Genomic DNA, 25,743 nt, shown 5'->3' on the forward strand with positions numbered 1-25,743 from the left:
AAAAGCCAGCAGATGCAACGAGTTCGGCGAAACACCTGCAGGCTCTTGGCTCATAATTCACTGACGTTTGCCTTTTATGTGCACTGCTGATGGCTGCACAGAAGCGCACCCCTTGCCCGTTTCACTGTTTTGACTACACTGAAAAACACGCACATAATCCACTAGCATTTGCTTTGGATAACCACTCATATCAACCCCTTTGTCATTGACATTGGCGGGCCAATTACCCCCAACTGCAAAGTTGAGTAATAAATGAAAACGCTGATCAAAAGGGGCAAAACCGCTGTTTTCTACAAATGAGCCATCGGCTTGCTGTGATGTTGAATACCACTGGTCATGGCGAAACGTTGCATAGTGCACATTATCAACATACCAACGAATTTCATCTTGCTGCCATTCAAGCGCATAAACATGAAAATTATCAGCGGGGTTATCTGCATCACTAAAACGATAAGGCGTGCCACTGTAAACATTTTCAGGAGCAGGTCCACCGTAATGCAAGGTGCCATGCACGCGTGTTTCTAAGCTACCAGCTGGGGCTGTTTTATCATCAGTTTGAGTGTTTAAATTAACCGCTTCCATAATGTCAATTTCGCCTGATGACGCCCAGCGACCATAGTGCCAATCCGTAGGCAGCATCCAAATAGCAGGCCACGCCCCTTGTCCTGCTGGCAATTTAGCGCGAACTTCAAAGCGTCCATAACGCCAATCACCTAAGTGCTTAGTACGAAGCCGTGCCGATGTAAATGGCTGAGTAGCCACCAACGCTCTTTCAGCATCGCGAGTAACTTCATCTGCGTTATGTAAAGGCCCAGTGTATTGCTCTTTACGCGCAACAATATGCAACAAGCCAGATTCAACAAAGCTGTTTTCGCTTCGGGCGGTATAGCATTGCTGCTCATCATTACCACCACCACGGCAATTAACTTCGTGCTGCCACTTAGTTGGGTCAATGGTGTTTTGTTCAAACTCATCGTGCCAAACAAGCTGCCAGCCTTCACCTAGGCTGGCTTTAATGGGTTCTGCTGTTTGCTGACAGGCACTCAATGCGCCTGTTAGCAAAATAACAGCATAGGTTTTTACTGACATGAAATTGTTGAGTCCTGTGCGTGTGAACTGCTCACACTAAGTTTAGCAACAGATACATGCCACGCACCGTCAGTTGCAAGCTGCCACGGTGAGAATATTTGTCCAAGGTTAACGCCTTGCTCAACAAAACAGTTCAAATCAACCGTGAGTGTTTGCCACTCAGACGTGCGTGTTAGCTGTTTGCTAATATCAAATTGACCGTCACAATTTTCACCACACTGCATCCCTAACATCAATGGTGCATCTGCTGCTTGGTCTATCTTAATTTGCATTTCAAGCTGACCCGCTTTTTCAACATATGAACGCAAATCTGACGGGAACGCAGCCATTAAACGTACCGCAGCAAGCTCTTTACCATTAAAGGTAATCGCACGCGCGTCTTCTTGTACGTCTTTATCAAAGGTTTTTACGCTTACCGCATTGAGTGATGCACGGCTACTTGTCATTGTTTGTTGCTCATTACCACTTTGCAGTTGCAATGACCAAGGGGCTTTTACTGCGCGTTCAAATAACACTAAATCTTCTAATTTAGTGGCCACGTCAGATACCTCGTTTAGTTCATCAGTTAAGGTATTGGCATCTTGGTAGGTTAAGCCAAAGCCATACGGCAGCAGAGGTGCGTAGTTTTTATCGCCACGATTATAATTTTCTACCGGATTATTTGGCCAAGAGAACGATAATTTCCCTTTAAAATCATGATTAATTGAACCGTCAGCCTGTTTAAAGATAACATCGCTAATGGCATCACCTTCACTGCCTACAAGCCAAGTTGCTACAAACGCATCACTGGCATTAAGCTCAGCATTCACCCACATTGGGCGACCACTAATAAACAGAGATACCACTGGAATTCCGGCTTGTTTCAACTTTTTAAGTAAGGCTAAATCTGATTTATTACCACGCTGATATTCAAGGTTATCTAGGTCACCATTGCCTTCTGCATATGGTTGTTCACCAAACACCACAATGGCCACATCAGGTTTTGTTGTATATTCACCATTTAAATCGTATTGAACCTGTCCACCGGCTTGCTCAACCGTGTGTTTAATACCATCGTAAATTGATGATCCACCCGGAAAATCACTGTTTTCATTACCAGTGCCTTGCCACGTAATTGTCCAGCCACCCGACTGCATACCAATGTTGTCAGCACCCAGACCTGCGACAAGTACATTTGCTTTAGGCGATAATGGCAACAGCTGTTGCTTATTCTTTAATAACACTAACGATTCACGCACCGCTTGCTTGGCAATTGCACGATGCTCCGCACTGCCAATGATGTCTGTTTTGCCTGAAAGCGGACGGTTTGCCGGGCTTGGTTTATCGAATAAACCGGCACGCATTTTAACGCGCAGAATACGCGTTACTGCATCATCAATTCGGCTTTGGGCAATGTCGCCACTGTTAACTTGTTTGATTAAATTTTCATACAATGGCTTCCACGCATCTGTTGGTACCATGTAAACATCAAGACCCGCATTCGCAGCTTGTGCACAATTACCATTTGTACAACCCGGAATTTGACCGTGACCATTCCAGTCTCCAACAACAAAGCCATCAAAGCCCATTTTACCTTTTAACACATCGGTAAGTAGGTACTTACTGCCATGAATTTTCTCTCCATGCCAGCTATTAAACGACGCCATCACGGTTTGTGCGCCGGCACCTAGCCCACCGACATAGCCTTGGGCATGAATATCAAATAACTCTTGCTCAGATGCCGTGTTATTACCTTGATCGTCACCCCCTTCAGTCCCTCCATCACCTAAGAAGTGCTTAACGGTACTGATCACGCGCTTATCCGATAAAAAGTCTTCATCAACTGCGCCTTGTAACCCTTTTACAATTGCTGCTGAGTAAGCTTTAACGATTTCAGGGTCTTCAGAATAGCCTTCATATGTACGTCCCCAGCGATCATCACGAACCACGGCAACGGTCGGTGCAAACACCCAGTCGATACCCGTTACCATCACTTCTTGTGCGGTTGCCGCTGCAATTTTCTCAATTAAGGCGGGGTTGTTTGTCGCCCCTAAGCCAATGTTGTGTGGGAATAAGGTCGCCCCAATTACGTTATTGTGACCATGCACAGCATCGGTGCCCCACATAGTAGGGATTTTGCTGCCATCAAGTGAATCGTCAATTGATGCTTGATACATTTTTTCAGCTAAGTCTATCCAATCAGCGGCGCTGGCGTGTTTATCATTATTAGGGAATGCGCCTCCACCATTTAGGTAAGAACCAAACCCGTATTTACGCATATCTTCAACCGTAATATCTCGAATTTCAGGTTGAATCATCTGCGCCACTTTTTGCTCAAGCGTCATGTCTGCCAAAAGAGCAGCTATTTGCGCTTCCATTTCTGGGTCTGCGTTAATGCCCGTTTCGATACGAGGCCAGATTTCATTCTCAGCGTTCATTTTTGCCACCTTATCTTGCCCTGTACAGCCAAGAATGCTGATGCTGGCAATCATTATCGAACACAGCGTTAATGGTTTTTTTATTGTCATAGTCTGCACCTTTAAGAATGACGGTTCTGAGACACTACTTTTGAGCCAGAAAGCGCAAAGTAAGTAATATATAAATAACAAGCGATTGGCAGTAGTAACGCGAGCTGTACACCGATTGAATCAGCCAGCATACCTTGCATAAGCGGTATAATGGCGCCGCCAACAATCGCTAAACATAAAATACCTGACCCTTTTGAAGTGTATTTACCCAGACCATGCAGTGCCAAGCTAAAAATGGTTGGGAACATAATTGAATTACATAATCCAACCAGTAAAATCGCCCACATTGCAAGGCTGCCCTCGCCGGTCATTGCAACAATAATCAATACAACAGCCAGTAATCCATGACACGCAAGCACTTTACCTGCATTGAACTTTTGCATTACCAGCGCGCCGATAAAGCGGCCGATCATGGCGCCAGCAAAATAGTAGCTAATGTAATGAGCGGCTTCTTTATCAGTTAAGCCTGCAATGTTATCAAGAGTTAAAAAGCCAACTAAAAAGCTGCCAATGGCGACTTCAGCACCGACATAAACAAAAATACCCACAGCACCAAGAATCAAATGGCGATACTGCCAAACGCTGCCTAAATCAACAAAGTCTTCAAGGTCTTGATGCTCCGCTTCGTTATCAGCTTCTCTGCCTAACTTAGGTAATTTTAAGAATGCAAAAATGAGGGCAAGAACCAGCAAACTGGCAGACAACATTAAATAAGGAAACTTCACTTGTTCCGCAGTCGCATGACTCACTTCCGTTAAAATTAACCACCCACCAAAAATAGGTGCAACCGTGGTGCCTAGCGAGTTGAATGCCTGGGTCATTGTTAAACGTGAAGACGCGGTTTTTTGTGGTCCAAGTACACTGACATACGGATTAGCAGAGACTTGTAAAATAGTGATGCCTGATGCAAGCACAAACAAGGCAAGTAAAAACAACTCATACACATGTGCGACAGCCGCAGGGTAAAACAGTGCGCATCCAATTGCTGCTACAACCAGCCCTACAACAATACCAAACTGATAACCAATACGACTTACAAGCTTACCGGCGGGAATAGACATCACAAAGTACGCGCCAAAAAAGCAAAACTGAATCAGCATCGCTTGCGTGTAGTTAAGTGAAAACATGCCTTTTAGATACGGGATCAGAATATCGTTTAAACACGTGATGAATCCCCACATAAAAAACAAAGTGGTTAATGATGCCAGTGCAAAAGTTTGCTTGGGCATCGCCACTTGACTTGATGTTGCCGCAACAGGCGTTGAAACATGAGCCATAATTTTATTCTCTAGTTATTTATATTTATCAGTTTGTTACAGCAAATATAGTGCTTTTTCATGGTTAAAGAAAAAACAAAAAAGTGTTGCAACATAAAATGTAAGCGCTTACATTTATAACATATAAATCATATTAAGCAATTTATTTGCAGAAAAACTGTAAGCGCTTACAACTGACTACTATGCTGTATGCCAGCCGCCTTACACAATCAATGCGAAGGAAGACTATCCACTGTGTTTAAAACTATTTCTCTTTTGCCCGACTCGTATTTACTCAAGCCCGAGTTTACCTTTGGTGTTGCTACTGCCTCATTTCAAATTGAAGGCGCACGGGATACACGCTTAGCGTGTATTTGGGACACTTTTTGCGAAAAACCTTCCGCCATTGCCGATAACAGTAACGGTGATATAGCGTGCGATCATGTTACACATTGGCGACACGATATTGAGATGATTGCTGATTTAGCCGTTGATGCCTATCGTTTATCTATTTCATGGCCTCGGGTAATCAACGAGGATGGCTCTGTAAACTCACAAGGCATGGCATTTTATACTGAGTTACTCAGCGCACTAAAAGCACGCAATATCAAAACATATGTCACCTTATACCACTGGGATTTACCCCAGCACCTTGAAGACAAAGGGGGCTGGCTGAATCGCGAAACAGCCTACAAGTTCCAAGACTATGCCGACAAAGTCAGTCGTCACTTAGGTGACTTGGTTGATTCTTTTGCCACGTTGAACGAACCGTTTTGTAGTGCGTATTTAGGCTACGAAATTGGTGTGCATGCACCGGGCATAAAAAGCCAGCAAGCAGGTCGTCAAGCGGCTCATCATCTATTACTGGCTCATGGTTTGGCTATGCAAGTATTACGCAAAAACTGCCCTAATACCGAGGCAGGTATCGTATTAAACTTCAGTCCAACCTACCCACTGACAGAGAATGATTGCAACGCAGCAAAGCTTGCTGACCAATACCATAATCAGTGGTACATTAAAGCGGTTTTAGAGGGATGCTATCCCCCGCTTTTTGATGACTTAGCGGCGGATGTAAAACCCATTATCGAAGCCGATGATATGGCAATTATTAGTCAATCTGTCGACTTTATTGGCGTTAATTACTATACCCGCATACACTACAAAAACACGCCTGATGGCTGGTTTGAAGAAGCCCCGCTGACCGATGTGCGTGTCACCGATATGGGCTGGGAAGTTTACCCAGAAGGCCTGACTGAGCTGCTTGTTTCATTACATCAGCACTATAATTTACCCAAAATGTATATCACCGAAAATGGTGCAGCTATGGCTGATAGTTTAGTAGATGGTGAAGTATACGATATTGAACGCGTTGATTATTATCACACTCATTTAAATGCTGTGTGTAATGCAATTCGCCAAGGCGTTAATATTCAAGGCTATTTTGCATGGAGCTTAATGGATAACTTTGAATGGGCATATGGTTATGAAAAACGTTTTGGGTTAGTTTATATCGACTATCAAAGCCAACAACGCATTTTAAAAGAAAGTGCAAAGCAGTATCGCGCACTGTTAAAGCAGCGAAAAAAATAATAACAAACGAGAACACACATGCTGACAACAAAAGAAAAGATAGCTTATGGCTTAGGAGATACAGCGAGTAACATTATCTTTCAAACGGTGATGTTATTTTTAACTTTTTTCTATACCGATATTTTTGGTATCTCGCCAGCAGTTGTCGGCACCTTGTTCTTAGTGGTAAGAGTCGTTGATGCGATTACCGATCCACTTATGGGCGCATTAACCGACTCGACACGCACTAAATATGGCAGTTACCGGCCTTATTTGCTGTGGCTGGCTGTGCCATTTGGGGTGATTAGTATGATCACCTTCACAACCCCCGATTTACCCGAGTCGGGCAAGGTCATTTACGCCTTTATCACCTACACACTCCTTATGCTTGTGTATACCGCTATCAATATCCCTTACTCTGCTTTAGGGGGCGTATTAAGCCCAGACCCTAAGCAACGCGTATCTATACAGTCTTATCGCTTTGTATTCGGTATGTTAGGAGGATTGATTGTCAGTGCCTGTACTTTACCGCTGGTAAATTGGTTAGGTAAAGGTGACAACGCCCTAGGTTATCAGCTTACTATGGCACTGATGAGTGGCTTGGGTGTGGTGTTATTTTTAATCTGTTTTCGCTTTACCAAAGAGCGTGTTATAGCCGAGCATAACAGCTCTCTGAGCTGGAAAAGCCGCATGAGCACCTTATTGCAAAACGGCCCGTTTAAGGTACTTTGTTTTGCCGCCGTTATGCTTTTAACCAGTATGGTACTTCGTACTACCTTGGCAATTTATTACGTCAAGTATGTTCTTGGCGAAGCTGAACTGGTCACTTACTTTATTACAATTGGCATGATAGGTAATATTTTAGGCTGTGCTTGTGCGCAACCACTCAGTAAACGTGTCGATAAAAAAACGGCCTATATTCGCTTACAATACATCTCGGCCATCATTAGTTGCGTGGCATTTTGGTTACCGAGCGAACAGTTAGCACTTGCCTTTATTATTTACTTTTTATGGTGCTTTTTCACCCAAATGGCCACCCCGTTACTGTGGGCCAAAATGGCCGACACAATTGACTATGGTCAATGGAAAACCGGTGAGCGATTAACCGGCCTAGTGTATGCCAGTGTGGTGTTTTTCATTAAGCTTGGCCTTGCTTTGGGTGGGGCTATTGCTGGCTGGTTACTCGCATTTTACGGTTACGAAGCAAACACAACGCTGAGTAATCAAACACTGTCGGGAATTTTGATTTCATTTACGCTATACCCTGCAATTGGCAGCGTGCTTGTCGCCTTAATCATGAAAAGGTATATTCTCGATAATAAAACAGTTGAGCAGATCAGTGCTGACTTGTCACTGAAAAATCATCCATAATTTGGGTTTTAAAAAGGAATAACATGGCCACCATTTACGAGGTGTCGAAACTAGCGGGTGTATCACTTGCGACTGTTTCAAGAGTAATGAATAACAACGCTAATGTTAGTGATGCCACTCGCAAAAAAGTCACCGCAGCGATGGATGAACTTGGTTATAGACCTAACTCAATCGCCCAATCATTAGCGTCGAATTGCTCAAACAGTGTTGGCCTTTTGGTATCTGAATTACATGGTCCCTTTTATGGACCGATGATGAGCGGTATAGAAAATACTTTTCGCAATCAAAAAAAGCACTTAATTATCGCCGCAGGCCACAGTAATGAAGAGCGTGAAAAACAAGGCATTGAATTCCTTATTAGTCGTAATTGTGACGGGCTTATTTTACATGTTGAAGCCGTAAGTGATGACTACCTTATAAAACTCAGTAAAAGCCAAGTACCCTTTGTGCTAATCAATCGCTTTATTAGTGAATTAAGCGATCGGTGCATTATTTTAAACAATATTAAAGGTGGCTACCTTGCAACGAAACATGTGCTTGAACAAGGCCATAAACAGATTGCATATATTAGTGGTCCACTTTGGAAAAAAGACGCGCAAGACCGTCTTGAAGGCCATAAAAAAGCACTCGCAGAGTATGGGTTACCCTTTGATGAACAATTACTTTATCAAGGTGACTTTATGGAAGCCAGCGGGTTTACAGGCCTAAAAACGCTTTATCAACACGCTAAGCCGTTTAGTGCGGTTATTTGTGCCAATGACGAGATGGCAACCGGTGCTATGGCGAGCGCCAGAGAGCTCGGTCTCACACTCCCTGATCAACTTTCTATAATGGGTTACGATAATGTGTTTTTTACACGCCATGTTTACCCCCCTCTCAGTACCATAAACTACCCTATTAACGAAATGGGCAAAATGGCGGCAGATTGGGTGTTGAGCCACGTTTATCAAAAGCAAACGGCTCCTTTGCAAACCGTATTTGAACCTGAGCTGGTTGTAAGGCAGTCGATAACAACTAACCCTCAATAAGCTGGGTTAACAAGCCTAAGTTAATCGGCTTTAACAGCACTTGATCAATATCTAACTGTTCAATTTTTTCTGGTTCTGGCTCAGCCCCACTGACAATAACTAACGTTAAGTTGGGGTAAAGCTGTTTAACTTCGCGTGCTAAATCAAGTCCTTCACCATCAGGTAGGTGCATATCAAGTAACACTTTATCGAAGTGTTGGTCCGTGTGTAAGGTTTGTAGGCACGCCTTATAACTGGCTGCAATCACCGTTTCGACACCCAAGCTTTCTAACAATAGCTGCGTAATTTGCGCGGCATCACTATCATCTTCCACCAGCAAGTAGCGCGTACTTTGTTGTGTTATGGCGGGGCAATCATCACGTGCCACGACGGGGTCGGTTTTTCCTTGGCAAATATAATGGTTAAGCACATGGTAAAGTAGACCTGAATCAAGGGGTTTCGCTATCATGTCATTAAAGCCAAGCGCGGTAAGTTCGCTTTTAACGCCTTTCATTGTGGCGGCTGTTAACGCAATAATAGGACCTTGGTAACCCATTTTTCTGAGCTCTATGGTTGCTTCTTTGCCGCCCATAACAGGCATGTGCAAATCGATAAAAACAATATCAAACGTCTTACCATTTTTTTCAGCAGCGGCCACTTTTTCAATCGCTTGTTTGCCGTTTTCAGCGTATTCAACATCAGCCCCTGTGCTGGCGATCATATGGCCCACTAAAATACGCAAATCTTTTAAATCATCTACAACTAACACACGGCCATGGGTGGTCAAGGTCGTTAACTTTTGTTGGTAATCTGGATTCGAATCAAAGCGAAGTCGTTGGCGTTCAACATCGCGAATATTGCCAGGGTAAATCGACAAGGTGAACTCAGACCCGACTCCCTGAGTTGACTCCAAACTGATTGACCCCTGCATACGCGTTAACAGCTCAGAACAAATAGCAAGGCCTAGGCCTGCTCCGCCCACATCGCGTGATTCAACATCGGCAATTTGTTCAAACGGTTTAAAGATAATAGCTTGCTTTTCTGGTGCAATACCCAGCCCTGTATCTTTAATACTAAAAAACAGCATTTCGCGCTCATTAACCCACGCAGTCCATGCGCGCACGACAATTTCACCGTGGTTCGTAAACTTAATCGCGTTATTAATAATATTAATTAAAATCTGTCGTAAGCGCGTGGCGTCTGAATTAATGATCAAAGGCAGGGCTTGCTGCGATTCAAATCGCAATGATAACCCCTTATCAATCGCAGATACCCGCATCAGCGTGTACACATCAGCCATCAAGCTATCAAGGTTTACATCACTGCAGTTCAACTCAAGTTTATCTGCAGCAATTTTAGACAAATCAAGTACATCGTTTAACAAACTCAAAAGGTGCTTACCGTTTCTGTAAATCACCCCGAGCTCATTCTGCGCATGCTGGTTTTTTTCACTTTGCATTAATAGCTCAGTGTAGCCAAGAATTGACGACAAAGGGGTGCGTAACTCATGACTTAAGTGCGCCAAAAAACGGTCTTTCGAGCGGTTTTCAGCTTCGGCTTTTAAACGCTCAACACGTTCATCTTCGACTTCTCGTCGCGCTAGTGCGTAACGTATCGCGCGCGCAAAACGCCCTGAGCTCATTTCGCTTTTGACTAAGTAGTCAACAGCTCCCGCATCGAGCGCAGCGGAATCAAGCGTTTCGTCAGACTGCCCCGTAAGCATGATTATCGGGCCGCGAAAACCATTCGCAACAGCCCGTTTTAGCACTTCTAATCCGTCCGATGCCCCTAAGCGATAATCTAACAAACAAATATCATGTTTGTTCTCACTCAGTACACCAATCGCCTGCTCAGGGCAGCTTAACCATTCAACATCAAATGTATGGGAACCCAGTTGCTCTAAGTAATCACAGGTCAGAATATAATCATCTTCATCGTCTTCTACTAACAGTAATCGGGTTACCTTATCTAACATTGCTTATCCTTTAATCATTATTTGATGGCGGTAGTTCAACAAACTCGACCCAGTATTTTCCTAAGGTTTTCATGAGCTCGACTAATCCATCAAAAGTAACCGGTTTGGTGATATAAGAGGCTGCACCTAAGTCGTAGCCTTTGATCATATCTTCCTCTTGCTTTGATGTAGTAAGAATAACAACCGGAATCCCTTTTAAATTAGGGTTAGACTTAATCGCTTGTAACGCTTCACGTCCATCCATGCGAGGCATATTTAAATCAAGTAATATGAGCCCTGGACGCGGCGAGTTTTCTTTCTCACTGAACTTGCCTTTTCGTTCAAGGTATTCAAGTAGCTCAACACCATCTTCAACAAAAAACAGCTCATTGAGTACGCGACTTTCAGCTAAAGCGTCTTGGGTTAATAAACGATCGTCTTCATCGTCATCTGCCATTAAAATGGTTATGGGTTTTACTTTATTAAGTGGCATCTAAGCCTCTCCTTGCAATGTGAAAAGTGATGTTTCCACAGGTAGTTTAATAGTGAAGCTTGCACCCTCACCCACTTGACTGGTTGCTGTAATTTCACCACCGTGGCGTTCTACGATTCGTCGGCATACAGACAAGCCAATTCCAGTGCCTTTGTATTGCGAACGACCATGAAGGCGCTGAAATGGAACAAATATTTTTTCTAGGTACTCTTCAGAGAAGCCAATACCGTTATCTGAAATAGTAATAATTTCCCACGCAACATCGCTGTTGTGTGCAGGGCTAAACTCTTCAGTTCGTTGATAGGAGATGGTAATGATAGGTGGCACATTTTCACGTCTAAATTTAACGGCATTAGAAAGAATATTTAAAAACAGTTGCAGCATCTGACTCGGATCAGCTTGAATATGCGGTAACGTATCTAAGTTTACCGTTGCCTCTGACTCTTTAATGGCAATCTCAAGGTCATCTAACACTTCATGAACGACCTCGTTAAGGTCTGTATCAATAAAGTCTTTGCCACGGGTTGTAACTCGCGAAAACTCTAATAAGTCATTAATCAAATTAGACATGCGCTGCGCCGCATTTTTCATACGATTAATATAATCGAGGCCTTTTTCACCCAAATCGTCTTTGAACATACTTTCGAGCCGATCACTAAACGCCTGAATTTTCCTCAGAGGCTCTTGTAAATCATGGCTGGCGACAAACGCAAACTCTTCTAGCTCTCGGTTCGAGCGACTTAATTCGTCTGAATAAATGGTTAACTCTTGGGTACGTTCTGACACTTTAGCGGCCAATGTTTCATTTTGCACTTCTAAATCTGCACGGTATTTTGCTGCATTAAGTGAGTTGATCCGCGTCAAAATAAACATGCCAATGATCAATAGCGTACTGGTCACCGCAGTGATCACAAAAGTCAGTTTCGCGTCGTTTTTGATTTGCGATAATTTAGCGAACTGTTCGACTTTAAAATTAAGTTCGCGCATATGAATTTCATCAACAGCAGCGCGAATGTCTTTGTAAAGTTCGCGCCCTTTATCTGTTAAAAGCAAACGCCGAGCTTTCACGTTTTTATCGGCCAAAGCAAGATCCGTAATTTGGCTCATTATTGCGATTTTGTCATTCACTAAAAAAATAAACCGCGCAATACGCTCAGCCTGACCGGGTATCTCAGAATGTAAACTTTTAACCAGCATAATTTGCGCTTGCATAGACGCAATCGCATCATTGTATGGCAGCAAATAATCTTCACGGTCTGTCAGTAAGTAACCTCGTTGACCCGACTCAGCTTGCACCACCGATAAATGTAATCGTTCAATGGCAGTATTTAGCGAATTGGTGTTATCAAGACTATTTTGTGTCTCTGTCAGTGAGCGAATCGTGTTTACTGCCAAAATGGCATTGGCTATCACAATACACAGAACAATCGCTATAAAGCCTGCCCAATTTAATGTGATTTTTCCCTTTTGTTTATGCATTTTCTTCCCAATGGCTTATTCGTTAATCGCTGGTATGCGTATCACTAATTTGCTGAAGTTGCTCACTACATTGCTGGCAATTGGCGATAATCTTATCAAGCGCGGCCAATGCTTTTTCTTTAGGCATATCGTTTTCTAATACGAGCTTAACTAACTCTGCATTCATTGAAATACGGTTAAGTGGTGCGCGAGCATCGTGTACCAACTGACGTAAAGACTCGTGATTATTCATTTTTTATCCTTTTTTTATTTGTATTCTCCGATGCCGCCATAAGCATTTAAACGGTTATAGAGTGTTTTAGTACTGATCCCCAGCATTTGTGCTGCGATGGTTTTATTACCTTGTACTTTATCCAAGGTTGCGTGGATCAGCTCTTTTTCGACTTCTTCTATGGTTTGTCCGGCCATAACCTGGCTGGTCTGTGTTTCTTTATTGACGCGAGAAAATGGTGATTCGAGCGATTCAGGTAAAGTAATAGCACTGCCTTTAGGGTCGCTCATTATAAAAGCACGGTGAATAGCATGGCGAAGCTCTCGCACATTACCGGGCCAATCATGACTTTCAAGTTCTTTTAGCTGACTTGCTTGCCATTTAAAGTCTGTGCCATTTTCTTCGTTTAGTTGCTCTAAAAATGCGTTCGCAAGTAGCGGGATATCTTCTTTGCGCTCACGTAGCGCAGGAATATCAATCGGAAAAACAGCTAAGCGAAAATAGATATCTTCACGGATCACGTTATTCTGCGCAAGGTCATCCAACGTCCTGTTGGTTGCTGAAATCACACGGCAGTTCACCGCTTGCTCTTTTGTCCCCCCGACACGGGTCACTCGTTTATTTTCGAGGACACGCAATAAATTTGGTTGCATATCAATGGGCATTTCGGTGACTTCGTCTAAAAATAACGTACCACCAGCAGCTTGCTCAAACACCCCTTCTTTGCGTGCAACAGCCCCTGTGAAAGCGCCTTTTTCGTGGCCAAATAATTCGCTGCCAATCAACTCTTTAGAAAATGCACCGCAGTTTGTAGCAACAAGCGGGCCATCGCAGGCTGTCGCATTGTGAATCGCTTGTGCGACGACTTCTTTACCAGCACCACTTTCCCCCATGAGCATGACATTGGCAGAGGTTGCTGCGACACGTTCAATCATGGTGTAAAGCTTATGCATAACATCAGATTCACCAATGAGCGTGCCAAAATGACGTTTAATACTCGGTGCTGACTTTTTCTTTGTATTTGCTTTTTTAGGGTTGAGAACCCTTTCGATGTCTTCGCGCTGAAGGGGTTTAACTAAGTGCCCTACATTCGCCTCACACATTTCTGCTAATTTCCCCTTCACCGAAGGGTGGCCAGAAATGAGAGTCACTCGCGGGGATTGACCAATTTTTTTAAGGTGTTCAAGTAGGTGCAGACCACTGCCATCTGGTAACATAAAATCTAAAAAGACGTGGTCGAATGTATTGTTTTCGAACCATTGCTCTGCTTCTGCAAGGTTTGCAGCTGTATTTATATTATGCCCGAGGAATTCTACAATGTGACACACGACATCACTAAACTCACTGTCATCATCAACTAAAAGCACATTTAACATATTCTTTCCCTAAGCCTTTTTTTACCATTCTACGCACAGTTTTTCCGAAAATAAAACAACGAGCGTTAGGTAGCTAAGTTATTATTAATTACAACTATATTATCGCAATAAGTTTCAATTTGGGGTAATTATAATGAATTAAATATTCATAACACGTTATCATAACTCACCAAATATTAAGCTAAGCTGTACTTTAGCGAAGTTGCTACGTTGTAATTAAATGAAATTATTAAGAAAAGTTATTCATCCAAGCCTAAGTAATGATTATGGTTCGGTATTTATTCGCAACACCGCGCGTGCAATCGTGCTAAAAGGTGAACACATACTGCTTTTATACACCGCACGCTATGATGACTATAGTCTACCGGGTGGTGGGGTCGATAACGGTGAAAGTATTGAACAAGGCCTGTACAGAGAGCTTTCAGAAGAAACCGGTGCACAACAGATAAACATAACGCACCCACTAGGCTTATACGAAGAAATTAGGCCGTGGTATAAAGATGATTTTGATTGTGTGCATATTAAATCTTACTGCTACTTTTGCGAGATCAACGGTGAGCTAGCCGCGCCCAAAATGGAGCACTACGAAGTACAAAATGGCATGCAACCAAAGTGGATTAATATTTATGACGCCATCGCTCATAACGAGACCACCTTGGCTATGAGCGAAAAACAAGGTTTATCTATTCAACGAGAAACCTACTTACTCAAGCTGATTGCTAACACGCTTTGAGGTTTTTTCGATGGAAAAGCACGGTATGCCTATAATGCCGTGCTAATACCTTACTGATACTCATACAGCTTTAGGCGGCGCATAATAGCGCCATATTCCGACTAAATTACTCAATAAAAATACCGTTTCCATCACCACTGCGACTGGCGAAAACAAGAGCGCGTTATGTGTTATCCAACATAGCGTACCTACCACCATCATCAGCCGTAATGATAAGTCTTTACTTTGGAACGAAGCATAAGTCTGAATTAAGGTTGCGGCGAGGGCTATAACACTCACCCAGTTATACCAAGTCAGGCTTACAGCAGCCATACTCAGCAACATGAAAACAACCATCATCCTGGTTTTACGGGCAAAAATACAATATACGTAGCGCACTGCGGCTATGAGCATTAAGCTTGCGGCACTTAAATTATCAAGTAGCAAAAAGTGCACAGAAGTGAGCAACACAGAACTAAACAAACAGGCTAAAATAAACTGCCTTTGCTTAAATTGAAATGACGCTAAATCGAGTAATGTGGCAATCGCGACCAAGCATTGCGATAAAATAAACATACCAACTCCTGAAAAATCAGCAGTGTAATGTTCCTTAAAATCGCGCACATTAACTTAAGTTAAGGCGCCCTCTAATTCGCGATAATGAAATAGCTGAAATACCTAAATACATTGCGACCTCATTTAAACTCAATTGTGCGAGCCAATGCGGTTTGTTATCCAGCAAATATTTATACCTTTGCTCTGGCGTATTCAGTAATAAAAAGGCTTCTTTTGCCTCTTTAAATAATAGCTGTTGAGTGATTAATTTATGCTTCATTGCTTGCCAATCTGGGTTATCAAATAAAGTCAGTGGCACCTTGATAAGCTCAGCGTCCCGCATTACTTTAAGTTGGTAAAACGCATTAGTTTCGGTTAGCCAGTTGCCATAAAGCAGTGCAAACTCATCCTGAAAGTAAAACTCTTTGCACTTTTGAGCGCCCTGCTCTGATACATGTAATGCGCTAAGTACTCCAGATACAATTAAATACCCCGCTTGTTGTTGCTCACCTTGCTGTAGCAGCACATGCTCTTTAGCGTACCGCTTGAGTGCAATCATGCCCGCAAGCTTATTACGAAACTCATTAGCAAGGTAATGGTAACTATCACCCAAGGGCAGTAACTGAGTATCCGTCAAGATTGCCACCCTTGCATTAATAGCGCGGTTATTTGTTTGGCGTTAATGCCTTCTCTGGCTTTAAAATGCTCACCACACCACAGCGGTGAAAAACCACTGCTTCCTTGTGCTTCTGCTCTCGAGCGCAGTGCTGTTAAGGCTATCGAGGCATAAGGAAAAGCAGGCGCTTGCATTGGCATTGCGCCAAGCTCTTGCATAATTCTGTTTCGTATCCCACGCGCAGGACGACCCGAGAAAAGAGTGGTGAGCTCAGTATTATTTGCCGCTGTCGTTTTTAATGCTTCACGGTGTAATGCGCTTGTCGTTGCTTCTTCACATAACAAGTAGGCACTGCCAACTTGTACTGCCGCCACGTTGAGCTCTTTAAACATTTTTACCTGTTCTGGCGTACTAATGCCCCCAGCCGCAATTATCGGTATATCCAAACATAAACAATCATGAACGAGCTGTTCGGTGCTGGGCTGTAACGATAAATCCATCGATAAAAAGCATCCTCGGTGTCCACCCGCTTCTTTGCCCTGTGCAATGATTGCATCAACACCACGCTCTTTTAACCAACGAGCTTCGTCTAAAGTCGTTGCTGATGACAAAACCTTGCCACCCCATGCTTTGATTTGCGCGATAATTTCTTGATTAGGTAAGCCAAAATGAAAACTAACCACGGGAGGTTTATAAGTCGCAATTGTATCAATTACCTGCTGATCAACGGGCTGTCGTGAGGCTTTGCGACTGAATTGCGATGCATCTATTTCAAACTCAGCAAAATATGGGCTTAATAGTTCATGCCACTGCTGTTGCTCAGCTTCGCTGTACGGGCTGACTTGATGACAAAAGAAGTTTAAATTATATGGCTTATTAGTATGGTGCGTTAAATAGTCTAACTCGTTAATCAGTTGCTCTTTCGAGAGCATGGCACAAGGTAACGACCCCAAACCTCCCGCTTCACACACCGCAACCGCCAGTTGTGCATTTTGCACCCCTGCCATGGGCGCTTGGATAATCGCAAGCTCTGTATTAAACAATGTATTACTCATAGCCTATCCTTGTAAGTTTTGCAGCCTCTTGCAGTTTTTACATATTTCCACACACACAGAAACCAGATAAAAACAAATAAAAGCCAATAAAAACAAAAGCCTAAAAAGCATTTAAAAAGCTGGTGTTAGCTTTGCACAAGGTCATGTACATTTTGTAAGGAGATAATGATGACTGATACAGTAACTACAATCAATCCAACAAACGAGCAAACTTTAAATACCTACACTCTCTTGTCTTTACAAGAAGCTAAGGCTGAAATAGATAAATGCCATAAAACCTTTTTATCATGGCGCGAGACATCTTTAGTAGAGCGAGCTAAATACCTTAATCAACTTGCAAAATTGATTGACGATAATAAACATGAATTAGCACAGTTAATGACTGACGAAATGGGCAAGCTTTATCAACAAGGCTTACAAGAAACGGAACTTTGTGCTGCTATATGTCGCTACACAGCCGACCAAGGCCCTGAGGTCCTCGCCGAAGAAAAACGCGATATGCAAGGTGGCCGCGCCATCATTAGCTACCAACCTATCGGTGTTATCTTAGGTATTCAACCTTGGAACTTCCCTCTTTATCAGGTTATTCGTTATGCCTGTGCTAATGTTATGGCTGGTAACACGACCGTGCTAAAACACGCCGGTAACGTATTTGGAATGGCTGAAAAAATTGAGCAGTTATTTAACGAAGCTGGTTTTCCAACCCATTGCTTTAAAAACTTATTAATCGACGGTAAAACAGCCAGCGAATTAATTGAGCATACCGCTATTCGCGGTGTCACATTTACTGGCAGTGACAGCACGGGTAAAAAAGTGGCAGAGCGTGCCGGTAAGCATGTCAAGAAAACCGTGCTTGAGCTTGGCAGTAATGATGCTTACGTTGTCCTTGATGATGCCGACCTTAATACCGCCATTGAAGCATGTACCCAAGGTCGTCTTATCAATAATGGCCAAACATGTGTCGCGGCGAAACGCTTTGTGGTGGTTGACGCAGTATATAATGACTTTAAAGCACGTATTAAAGAACAGTTTGAGCAAGTAAAACTGGGTGACCCTAATGATGAAAACACAGGGCTTGGGCCAATGGCACGTGAAGATTTACGCGCACAGCTTCACCAACAAGTACGTGACTCTATTGATGCTGGAGCGAAGGCGATTGTCGGTGGCAGCATGCCAACAGGCACTGGTTTTTACTACCCAGCGACCTTACTTGAAAATGTAAAACCAGGAATGCCAGCCTACGATGATGAGCTATTTGGCCCCGTGGCCTCTCTGATCCGCGCCAAAGATAATGACGACGCAATGCGTATAGCCAATGACTCGCGCTATGGATTAGGAGGAGGTATTTTTTCTAGCAACGAGAAACAGGCTGTTGAACTGGCTAGGCTGCATTTTGATACAGGAATGGTAAATATAAATGGCTATGGACTCGCTCAGCCAAACTTGCCGTTTGGTGGAGTGAAAGACAGTGGCTATGGCCGAGAGCATGGTGGTTTTGGCTTACGCGAATTTGTAAATATTAAAACCATTATGATCAACCAATAATACACACTAAAAGGGCTCATTGAGCCCTTTCTCATTCATCAAAGGTCGGAACTTGCTGCTTTGATGCCATAGGCATTTTTAACTCTTTAATCGCCTTATCTTTATCAATATCCTCATGTTGTTTTTGATTTGAAGCAGCGGGGTCATAAGTCAATTCGGTTAATAGTGCAAAATGATCAGAGCCATACTTAGCAAGGCGTTCAATTCGTTTTACACTGAATTCATCACTGTGGAATAAGTGATCAAGCGGCCAACGCATAAAAAAGTAACCCGCATGAAATGTATTAAAAAAGCCGCGTCCTTTACGCGGGTCTAACAACTTAGAAACTCGCATAAACAAACGCGTGCTCCGTGACCAAGCAACATCATTCAGATCGCCTGCAACGATGCAAGGGCGCGTTCTATTTTTAAGGGCTTTGGCCAGAATAATAAGCTCGGTATCACGAGGACGCGAGGTGTCTTTTTCGGTGGGACTAGGAGGAGCTGGGTGAATAAAGTGCGCCTCGACTTCTGTGTTATTGGCATCTACAAATACGATATGAATCGAGGGAATATCCGCTTCGATTAATTCACATACCTGTTGGTGTTTAATTTCAAACTTACTGTATAAATGCATACCGTAACGATTATCTTTAGGGCAATAGATACGATATGGGTAATCTGCTTCTAGACAACTGAGCTGCTGTTGCCACGTTTCATTAGATTCAAGCGTGATGAGTAAATCTGGTTGGTGGTTTTTTACCAGTTTAATAAGTTTGCCGTAGTGCGTATTCGACATCAGCACATTCGCAGACATTATGCGAATACTGTGAGCATCATCTTTACTACTTGAGACAACTTCTTTCTTAGCGAACCATGTGTAGGGGTAAATCCAGTTCGCTTGCAGTAGCAAAACCACAAAGCTTATAACAATACAACCGAGTAAATAATGGCTGTTGGAGAGGTAAAATAACACGCTTGCTCCCAGCAAACATGCAACTGCAAGATACGCTACTTGCAGCCGCACAAAATCACAACTTCGAATTAAATAATGCTGGGAGTACGAAAATGGCAATAGTGAGACAATAAGCAAAAGTACAGACAGTACACTCAATGCATGGCTCATATAACTCATTGGCACAATTTATCGGCTCAGAATCGAGACTATTTCGCGGGTATCCTCTACCAAACGAACAATGGTGCCATCAACCTGAATTGAAATTAACCCGTCGTTATTACGCGATTTAATCACCTTACCTCGACGATAAATATCGCGGTCAAGTATGTCACCTTTTCGGTATTTCTTTTGCCAACCAGGCGGAAGATCTCCACCATTTTCAAGTTTTTTATCTAGACCAGGCGGTAAGCTTTTTCCTTTGTCTTTGTCCTTATCTTTGTCTTTTGCTAAAGCGCCTGTCGCAACAATACTAAGCCCTAAAACAGCCACTGTTAAAAATGTTTTCATACGAACTCTCCTTTTTATGTATTCTACTAAGCGTAGCAACTATTTCTGAACTGGGAATGAAAGAGTATAAAAAAGCCGCAAAGCGGCTTTAAACAGGATTAACGATGACGCGACACGATGGATAAAATTTCTCGTGTGTCATGTACTAAGTGTATTAAGCGGTCATCAATTTCAATGGCAATAATGCCATTTCTATCGCGACGCTTTATTACTCGGCCGTGGCGATAAATATCTCTGTCGAGAATATCACCATGATGATACCGTTTGTACCAACCTGGCGGTAATCCACCGCCATAACCTACTTTTTTGTATAAACCGGGTGGTAAATCACGGTAGCTATAGCGGTCATACCTATCGTGATGACAATCACGGTCATGGCGATGATGCTTATGATGCTTTTTATGTTTATGGTGCTTTTTACGTTCGTGTTTGTACTCGTATCTGTCATGGTCACGATCATGTTTAGCACTCGCTTCTATAGGCACCAAACTCAAACCTAGCACGGCTAACGAGATAGTAATTATTTTATTCATAATAGAGACCCTCTGCATTTGCTCTTGTTGAAAAGCCTATCAAGCAAGCCTGAATCATAGATGAAGGGTTACAATTAAAAATAACAAGTTCATAAATAACAATACGTTATAAAAACAATCTTTACATTTCTTTAAACTTCTTTGGCACTTTTCATGACTTTCTCTGTCTGAATGAAAGCTTCAATTAGGAACAATGACTGTGATTAAAAAACCAAAATTACACCCATTGTTTTCGAACACGTTATAAAAAAGGATCGTTTATGAATTCATTAAAGTGGTGTTTGATCATTGTGATATTTACGCTAACTGGCTGCAGTACCATGTTGAGTCAACACGGTAATCAGCAAACTCAATCTAGCTCATTGGTTGACTATTTATACCCAGATCAACAACAACGAGCAGCCGAACAAATCAGTGTGCCCACTCTAAACTTACCCGCCACAGTGGGTATTGCCTTTATTCCTAACAAATACAACAACGGCCTCCATCATAGTGACGAAATAGCACTACTCAACAAAGTAAAAAAACAATTTATGCAGTATGACTATATTGACCGTATCGAAGTCATCCCAAGTACCTATTTAAAGGGAGGCGAGGGGTTTACTACTTTAGAGCAGGTATCACGCTTATACGATGTGGACATTATGGCGCTGGTGTCGTATGACCAAGTGTCACAAAGTTTAGAAAATAATGCAGCCTTCTTATACCTCACCATTGTTGGTCTCTATGTCATTCCGGGTAATGAAAACACGGTGCAAACATTCGTCGATACCGCGGTATTTGATATTAAAAGCCGAAAAATGTTGTTCCGTGCGCCAGGCATCCATAAAGCAGAGAAACGAAGTACAGCAATTGGTATCGATGAAGTCGCGAAACAGCAATCGCTAGCAAGTTTTAATGCTGCTGTTGACGACATGATAGGAAATCTAGATACCGAATTAGGTCAATTTAAAATTCGCGTTAAAGACGAGAAAATTGCCAATGTCAGCCATAAAAAGGGGCACAGTGGCAGTAGCCTATTTTGGCTTATCGCTTTACTTTTGGGGACTGTGTGTCTGCGACGAAAAGCAATTCATTAATCGCGAAAGCTTTTACACACCGTTAAAAGCAGTTACCCTTTGATTCTCGTTGTCGTTGTTTAATCAAAGGGTTTTCATGAAGTTGTCATTAATCTCAGCGCTTATTGGCTCTCTTTCAATTAGCTGCCATACATTTGCCGCAACAAATGAACTTGAGCATATCACTACCACCGCCTCTCGTACTGAAGTGCTTGCTGATCCACTTCCTGTGGTTGTAAGCAGTATTTCTAAACAACAATTATCACTCATTGCACCCACGCATATTCAACAAGCCCTTAAACAGGTTGCAGGTGCAAACTTACAACATGGTAATGGACAAGAGTACTTACCCGCTCTTCGCTCGCCAGTGCTATCGGGCGCTGGGGCCTGCGGTGGGATACTCACAGCAGAAGATGGTATTCCCCTACGTGCCGCTGGTTTTTGTAATATCAACGAATTATTTGAAGCGCACACAGAAATGGCTGAGCGCATTGAGGTATTAAAAGGCCCAGGCTCAGCTCTTTATGGTTCCAATGCAGTCCATGGGGTTATTAACGTTATTACGCCCGATACAACCTATGATCACACCACACTTGGTTTAGACTACGGTTCTTTTGGCTATAGCCGCTATAAATTGGGGCAAGGTCACGACTTTGGCAAACAAGGCCTTGGTATTAATGTGAGTATCACTCGCGACACAGGCTACCGTGATGATGAAGGGGTTGACCAAGAAAAAGTGACCATGCGTCATCGTTATGATGCTGACAATTTCACGCTCAATAGCGGCCTTACTTATACGCACTTAGATCAACAAACCGCAGGCTATATTGAAGGCTTTGAAAGCTACAAAGATGAAGACATTGCACAGTCAAATCCAAACCCCGATGCCTTTAGAAAAGCACAATCGATGCGTGTGTGGTCCAAGTTAAATTGGACAAAAGACGACAACAATAGTTTCACGCTAACCCCTTACCTGCGCGACCAAAGCATGACCTTTTTTAAACACTTTTTACCCGGCACACCTTTGGAAGAAAACGCGCAACAAGGCGTAGGTATACAATCAATGTGGCAGCACCAATTTGCAAACGCAAGTACGCTTACCGTGGGCTTTGATGGTGAGCTTACCGATGCCGATTTTTTACAATACCAAGATAAGCCAACAGAGGGGTCTGCTTTTTTGGTTGCAACAGTCCCTCAGGGTAAACATTATGACTATCAGGTTACGAGTCGCTTACTGGCACCATTTATAAACCTAGACTGGCAACATGATGAACTATTAGTCACTGTAGGGGGCCGATACGAACACATGCGTTATGATTACACGAACCATATGCTCGCAGGACGCACGAAAGAAGATGGCACCCCGTGCGGAATGGGTGGCTGTCGCTATTCTCGCCCAGAAAGCGGTATTAATAGCTTTGCTAATTTCTCACCTAAACTTGGCATAAGCTACCAATTTACCAATAATCACTTTATTTATGCCAATGCGTCTGAAGGCTTTCGAGCGCCGCAAGCGGCTGAGCTTTATCAGCTTCAGCGTGAACAAAGCGTTGCTGAGTTAAAATCAGAAATTGCAAAAAATCTAGAATTTGGCTTCAAAGGTCAGCAAGCACAACTCCATTACGTGATAAGTGCTTATGCTATGAATAAAGAAAATACGATTTTCCGCGACAGTGACTTTTTCTATGTCAATGATGGGCAAACTCAGCATCGCGGCATTGAGCTTGAACTCGCCTACGCCATTACGCCCACTATCTCAATGCAATTAGCTGCAACGCACGCTAAACATACCTACAGCTATGACCAACTATTAGGTGAGGTTAATATCAATGGCAATGAGGTCGATACCGCCCCGCGTAATATCGCTAATTTACAATTACTTTGGCAGGCTAATGATATGACACGAATAGCGCTTGAGCTCTACAACACCAGCGGCTATTTTACCGACCCTGAAAATCTTCATCGTTACGAAGGCCACTCGCTGGTTAATTTAACAGCAGCTTGGCAGCTTACCCCTACGTTTGCTGTCACTCTGCGCGTGAACAACTTAACCGATGAGCACTATGCTGAACGAGCAGACTACACGAGCTTTAACGGCGATCGCTATTTTCCAGGAAGACCCCGTAACGCAATGTTATCAGCACGTTATCAGTTTTAAGTGACCGCATTATTTGGTGAGCTATCTCATAGTTCACCCACGCTGTTTAGTATTTAGGTATGATAGTTTTATCTCTTACTTAAGTGTCTAAACAGCGTGCCATCTTCTCAAAACGCAATTCGCACCCTTTTATTAGTGCTTGGCATTTTTCTTATTGCAGCCAGCTTACGCGCGCCCATCACAGGCATTGCGCCAGTACTAGAACAGATTATTGAGCAATTTAAGCTCACAGCATCGCAAGCCGGTATGTTGACCACTTTACCCCTGATAGCCTTTGCCATTGCCTCCCCCATGGCAGCAAGCCTGGCTAAAAAATATGGTCTGGAACTGTCGTTGTTTATCGCTCTGCTCCTGATTGGAGTGGGTGTTTTGTCTCGCCTGATTGATTCTGCAAGTGTTTTATTTATTGGCACCGCCGTGATTGGCGTTGGTATTGCGATTGGTAATGTATTATTGCCAAGTCTTATTAAGCGTGATTTTTCGCATAAAGTGGCGGTAATGACGTCAAGCTACGTACTTGCAATGGGCATATTTGGCGGGAGTTATTCAGCACTGATCACTCCCCTTGCAGAATACAAAGAAATAGGCTGGCAAGTGGCTTTAGCCAGTTACTCATTACTGGTGTTACTGGCCATTGTTGTTTGGCTTCCTCAGTTAAAACAGCATACGATGCCTGGCAAAGCACAGGTATCGCACACCACTCAGGCGAAAGTTTGGCATTCCCCTTTAGCGTGGCAAATAACACTATTACTCGGTTTTAACTCATTTTTTACTTACATTATGCTTGGTTGGCTGCCGAGTATTTTGATTGAGTTTGGTCATACAGCTGAACACGCTGGAGCCTTGCAAGGTGCGTTTCAAGTTGCCTCAGCATTACCCGGTATCGTGCTTATACCCTTATTAGCAAAACTAAATGATCAGCGAATACTCACTTTTAGTTTGGCCTTATTAGGTGCGCTATGTTCATTTGGATTATTGTACGCCCCAAGCTTCGCTATGCTTTGGTCTGTCACCTTAGGATTTTGCTCAGGTGCTTGTTTTATTTTAGGTTTATCGTTTGTGAGTTTACGTACTCATAATGCGCAGCAAGCTGCTGCTTTATCAGGTATGGCGCAATGTATCGGCTATTTACTGGCCGCAACAGGGCCAATCTTGGCCGGTACATTACATAGCTTTTTTAATAATTGGGCTGGCGCGCTATGGCTATGTATTGTATCAAGCCTGTTATGCGCGCTATTTGGTTACTTGAGTGGCCGAAACGTGACTATCAATGACGTGACTATCAATGACGTGACTATCAACAATGACGTAACTATCAACAATAAATAGTACAGCCCCTTATTGACTGGCTGCCGTGATTTCAAATGTGCTCATATCCGCTAAGTTATCAAGCCATGGTTTATGAGAACGATACCAAATATGTGTGTTTGGGATAAGCTCAGCGGCTTGCTCAACAGCCCCTAAACGTAAGCCATAAATGCGCTCGCCTTCACCGACTGAGGTCGCGTACAAAGCAGTACCACAATTAGCACAAAACCCCTGTGCTCTTTGATTACCGCTTTCAGCGATTTTTATATATTCTTTTGGTGTAGCACCCGTGAATGTAACAGCATCGGGCATTGACATAACAACGGTACGAAATGGTGCCCCTGAAATTATTTGACAGTCGGTACAATGACAGTTAAATACTTTATTTTCATCAACTTGCGCTTGGTAAGTTACCTCACCACAGTGACAACGACCCGTGATTTGCAT

At 43.1% G+C, this 25,743-nt stretch carries 23 protein-coding genes; 8 read left to right on the forward strand and 15 right to left on the reverse strand.

Annotated elements, in window-relative coordinates; genetic code table 11:
- Positions 1-57: 57 nt before the first annotated feature.
- From GZH31_RS12650 to GZH31_RS12660, 3 genes are read right to left on the reverse strand one after another with little or no spacing between them, the layout of a single operon-like run.
- Complete coding sequence (locus tag GZH31_RS12650) at positions 58-1,089, reverse strand: family 16 glycosylhydrolase (RefSeq protein ID WP_075594049.1); 1,032 nt, start codon at positions 1,087-1,089, stop codon at positions 58-60.
- Positions 1,080-3,596: an exo 1,3/1,4-beta-D-glucan glucohydrolase gene (locus GZH31_RS12655; RefSeq protein WP_180311060.1), complete on the reverse strand. Its 2,517-nt coding sequence runs from the start codon at positions 3,594-3,596 to the stop codon at positions 1,080-1,082. The genes GZH31_RS12650 and GZH31_RS12655 overlap by 10 nt, the downstream gene beginning before the upstream one ends.
- An 11-nt stretch (positions 3,597-3,607) precedes the next feature.
- Positions 3,608-4,873: a sugar MFS transporter gene (locus GZH31_RS12660; RefSeq protein WP_074988914.1), complete on the reverse strand. Its 1,266-nt coding sequence runs from the start codon at positions 4,871-4,873 to the stop codon at positions 3,608-3,610.
- 234 nt (positions 4,874-5,107) lie between these two features.
- Here GZH31_RS12660 and GZH31_RS12665 point away from each other — a divergent pair, with 234 nt between their 5' ends.
- From GZH31_RS12665 to GZH31_RS12675, 3 genes are read left to right on the forward strand one after another with little or no spacing between them, the layout of a single operon-like run.
- Positions 5,108-6,442, forward strand: coding sequence for a GH1 family beta-glucosidase (locus GZH31_RS12665; RefSeq protein WP_118844594.1), 1,335 nt, complete (start codon positions 5,108-5,110; stop codon positions 6,440-6,442).
- 18 nt (positions 6,443-6,460) lie between these two features.
- Complete coding sequence (locus GZH31_RS12670; RefSeq protein WP_036966243.1) at positions 6,461-7,792, forward strand: glycoside-pentoside-hexuronide (GPH):cation symporter; 1,332 nt, start codon at positions 6,461-6,463, stop codon at positions 7,790-7,792.
- Between the two features lie 23 nt (positions 7,793-7,815).
- Positions 7,816-8,820, forward strand: coding sequence for a LacI family DNA-binding transcriptional regulator (locus tag GZH31_RS12675; RefSeq protein ID WP_036966238.1), 1,005 nt, complete (start codon positions 7,816-7,818; stop codon positions 8,818-8,820).
- Here GZH31_RS12675 and GZH31_RS12680 read toward each other — a convergent pair.
- The 5 genes from GZH31_RS12680 to GZH31_RS12700 are packed head-to-tail and all read right to left on the reverse strand — an operon-like array spanning position 8,807 to position 14,312.
- Positions 8,807-10,774: a response regulator gene (locus GZH31_RS12680; protein ID WP_180311062.1), complete on the reverse strand. Its 1,968-nt coding sequence runs from the start codon at positions 10,772-10,774 to the stop codon at positions 8,807-8,809. The genes GZH31_RS12675 and GZH31_RS12680 overlap by 14 nt on opposite strands.
- 10 nt (positions 10,775-10,784) lie before the next feature.
- Positions 10,785-11,246, reverse strand: a complete 462-nt coding sequence (locus GZH31_RS12685; protein ID WP_036966232.1) for a response regulator — start codon at positions 11,244-11,246, stop codon at positions 10,785-10,787.
- Entirely contained in the window at positions 11,247-12,725 is a 1,479-nt protein-coding gene (locus GZH31_RS12690; protein WP_036966226.1) for an ATP-binding protein, read from the reverse strand.
- A 22-nt stretch (positions 12,726-12,747) separates the two neighbouring features.
- Entirely contained in the window at positions 12,748-12,957 is a 210-nt protein-coding gene (locus GZH31_RS12695; protein WP_036966223.1) for a histidine kinase, read from the reverse strand.
- Between the two features lie 14 nt (positions 12,958-12,971).
- The gene (locus tag GZH31_RS12700) at positions 12,972-14,312 is read right to left on the reverse strand and encodes a sigma-54 dependent transcriptional regulator (protein WP_036966220.1); all 1,341 of its coding nucleotides are present in this window, start codon (positions 14,310-14,312) and stop codon (positions 12,972-12,974) included.
- A gap of 220 nt (positions 14,313-14,532) precedes the next feature.
- Between GZH31_RS12700 and GZH31_RS12705 the strand changes: the two genes are divergently transcribed.
- Complete coding sequence (locus GZH31_RS12705; protein ID WP_036966217.1) at positions 14,533-15,045, forward strand: NUDIX hydrolase; 513 nt, start codon at positions 14,533-14,535, stop codon at positions 15,043-15,045.
- A gap of 60 nt (positions 15,046-15,105) precedes the next feature.
- Here GZH31_RS12705 and GZH31_RS12710 read toward each other — a convergent pair whose 3' ends face one another.
- The 3 genes from GZH31_RS12710 to GZH31_RS12720 are packed head-to-tail and all read right to left on the reverse strand — an operon-like array spanning position 15,106 to position 17,250.
- Positions 15,106-15,600 carry a YgjV family protein gene (locus GZH31_RS12710; RefSeq protein ID WP_180311063.1) on the reverse strand — a complete coding sequence of 165 codons (495 nt, stop codon included), beginning with the start codon at positions 15,598-15,600 and terminating at the stop codon, positions 15,106-15,108.
- Between the two features lie 49 nt (positions 15,601-15,649).
- Positions 15,650-16,216 carry a Crp/Fnr family transcriptional regulator gene (locus tag GZH31_RS12715; protein WP_180311064.1) on the reverse strand — a complete coding sequence of 189 codons (567 nt, stop codon included), beginning with the start codon at positions 16,214-16,216 and terminating at the stop codon, positions 15,650-15,652.
- Positions 16,213-17,250, reverse strand: a complete 1,038-nt coding sequence (locus GZH31_RS12720) for a nitronate monooxygenase family protein (RefSeq protein WP_036966208.1) — start codon at positions 17,248-17,250, stop codon at positions 16,213-16,215. The genes GZH31_RS12715 and GZH31_RS12720 overlap by 4 nt, the downstream gene beginning before the upstream one ends.
- A gap of 168 nt (positions 17,251-17,418) precedes the next feature.
- Here GZH31_RS12720 and GZH31_RS12725 point away from each other — a divergent pair, with 168 nt between their 5' ends.
- Positions 17,419-18,795 carry an NAD-dependent succinate-semialdehyde dehydrogenase gene (locus tag GZH31_RS12725; RefSeq protein ID WP_180311650.1) on the forward strand — a complete coding sequence of 459 codons (1,377 nt, stop codon included), beginning with the start codon at positions 17,419-17,421 and terminating at the stop codon, positions 18,793-18,795.
- Between the two features lie 31 nt (positions 18,796-18,826).
- On the opposite strand, the gene GZH31_RS12730 is transcribed toward GZH31_RS12725, so the two are convergent.
- From GZH31_RS12730 to GZH31_RS12740, 3 genes are all read right to left on the reverse strand, one after another.
- Entirely contained in the window at positions 18,827-19,900 is a 1,074-nt protein-coding gene (locus tag GZH31_RS12730) for an endonuclease/exonuclease/phosphatase family protein (protein ID WP_180311065.1), read from the reverse strand.
- 18 nt (positions 19,901-19,918) lie between these two features.
- Positions 19,919-20,239: a hypothetical protein gene (locus GZH31_RS12735; protein WP_180311066.1), complete on the reverse strand. Its 321-nt coding sequence runs from the start codon at positions 20,237-20,239 to the stop codon at positions 19,919-19,921.
- A 98-nt stretch (positions 20,240-20,337) separates the two neighbouring features.
- Positions 20,338-20,772, reverse strand: coding sequence for a hypothetical protein (locus GZH31_RS12740; protein WP_036966195.1), 435 nt, complete (start codon positions 20,770-20,772; stop codon positions 20,338-20,340).
- Positions 20,773-21,032: 260 nt separating this feature from the next.
- Between GZH31_RS12740 and rhlP the strand changes: the two genes are divergently transcribed.
- The 3 genes from rhlP to GZH31_RS12755 all read left to right on the forward strand — a co-directional run bounded on the left by rhlP (position 21,033) and on the right by GZH31_RS12755 (position 25,317).
- A complete protein-coding gene (gene rhlP / locus GZH31_RS12745) occupies positions 21,033-21,851 on the forward strand; it encodes a rhombotarget lipoprotein (protein ID WP_180311067.1) in 819 nt (272 codons plus the stop codon).
- A 76-nt stretch (positions 21,852-21,927) separates the two neighbouring features.
- Positions 21,928-23,988 carry a TonB-dependent receptor gene (locus tag GZH31_RS12750; RefSeq protein ID WP_180311068.1) on the forward strand — a complete coding sequence of 687 codons (2,061 nt, stop codon included), beginning with the start codon at positions 21,928-21,930 and terminating at the stop codon, positions 23,986-23,988.
- A 96-nt stretch (positions 23,989-24,084) separates the two neighbouring features.
- Positions 24,085-25,317 carry an MFS transporter gene (locus tag GZH31_RS12755; RefSeq protein ID WP_051501717.1) on the forward strand — a complete coding sequence of 411 codons (1,233 nt, stop codon included), beginning with the start codon at positions 24,085-24,087 and terminating at the stop codon, positions 25,315-25,317.
- 9 nt (positions 25,318-25,326) lie between these two features.
- Here the strand turns inward: GZH31_RS12755 and GZH31_RS12760 are convergent, their stop codons facing one another.
- Positions 25,327-25,743 (reverse strand): GFA family protein, encoded by a 417-nt coding sequence (locus tag GZH31_RS12760; RefSeq protein WP_180311069.1) that lies wholly within the window; start codon positions 25,741-25,743, stop codon positions 25,327-25,329.

This window comes from Pseudoalteromonas sp. JSTW (assembly GCF_013423925.1).
In the GTDB taxonomy this organism is placed as follows: Bacteria; Pseudomonadota; Gammaproteobacteria; order Enterobacterales; family Alteromonadaceae; genus Pseudoalteromonas; species Pseudoalteromonas lipolytica.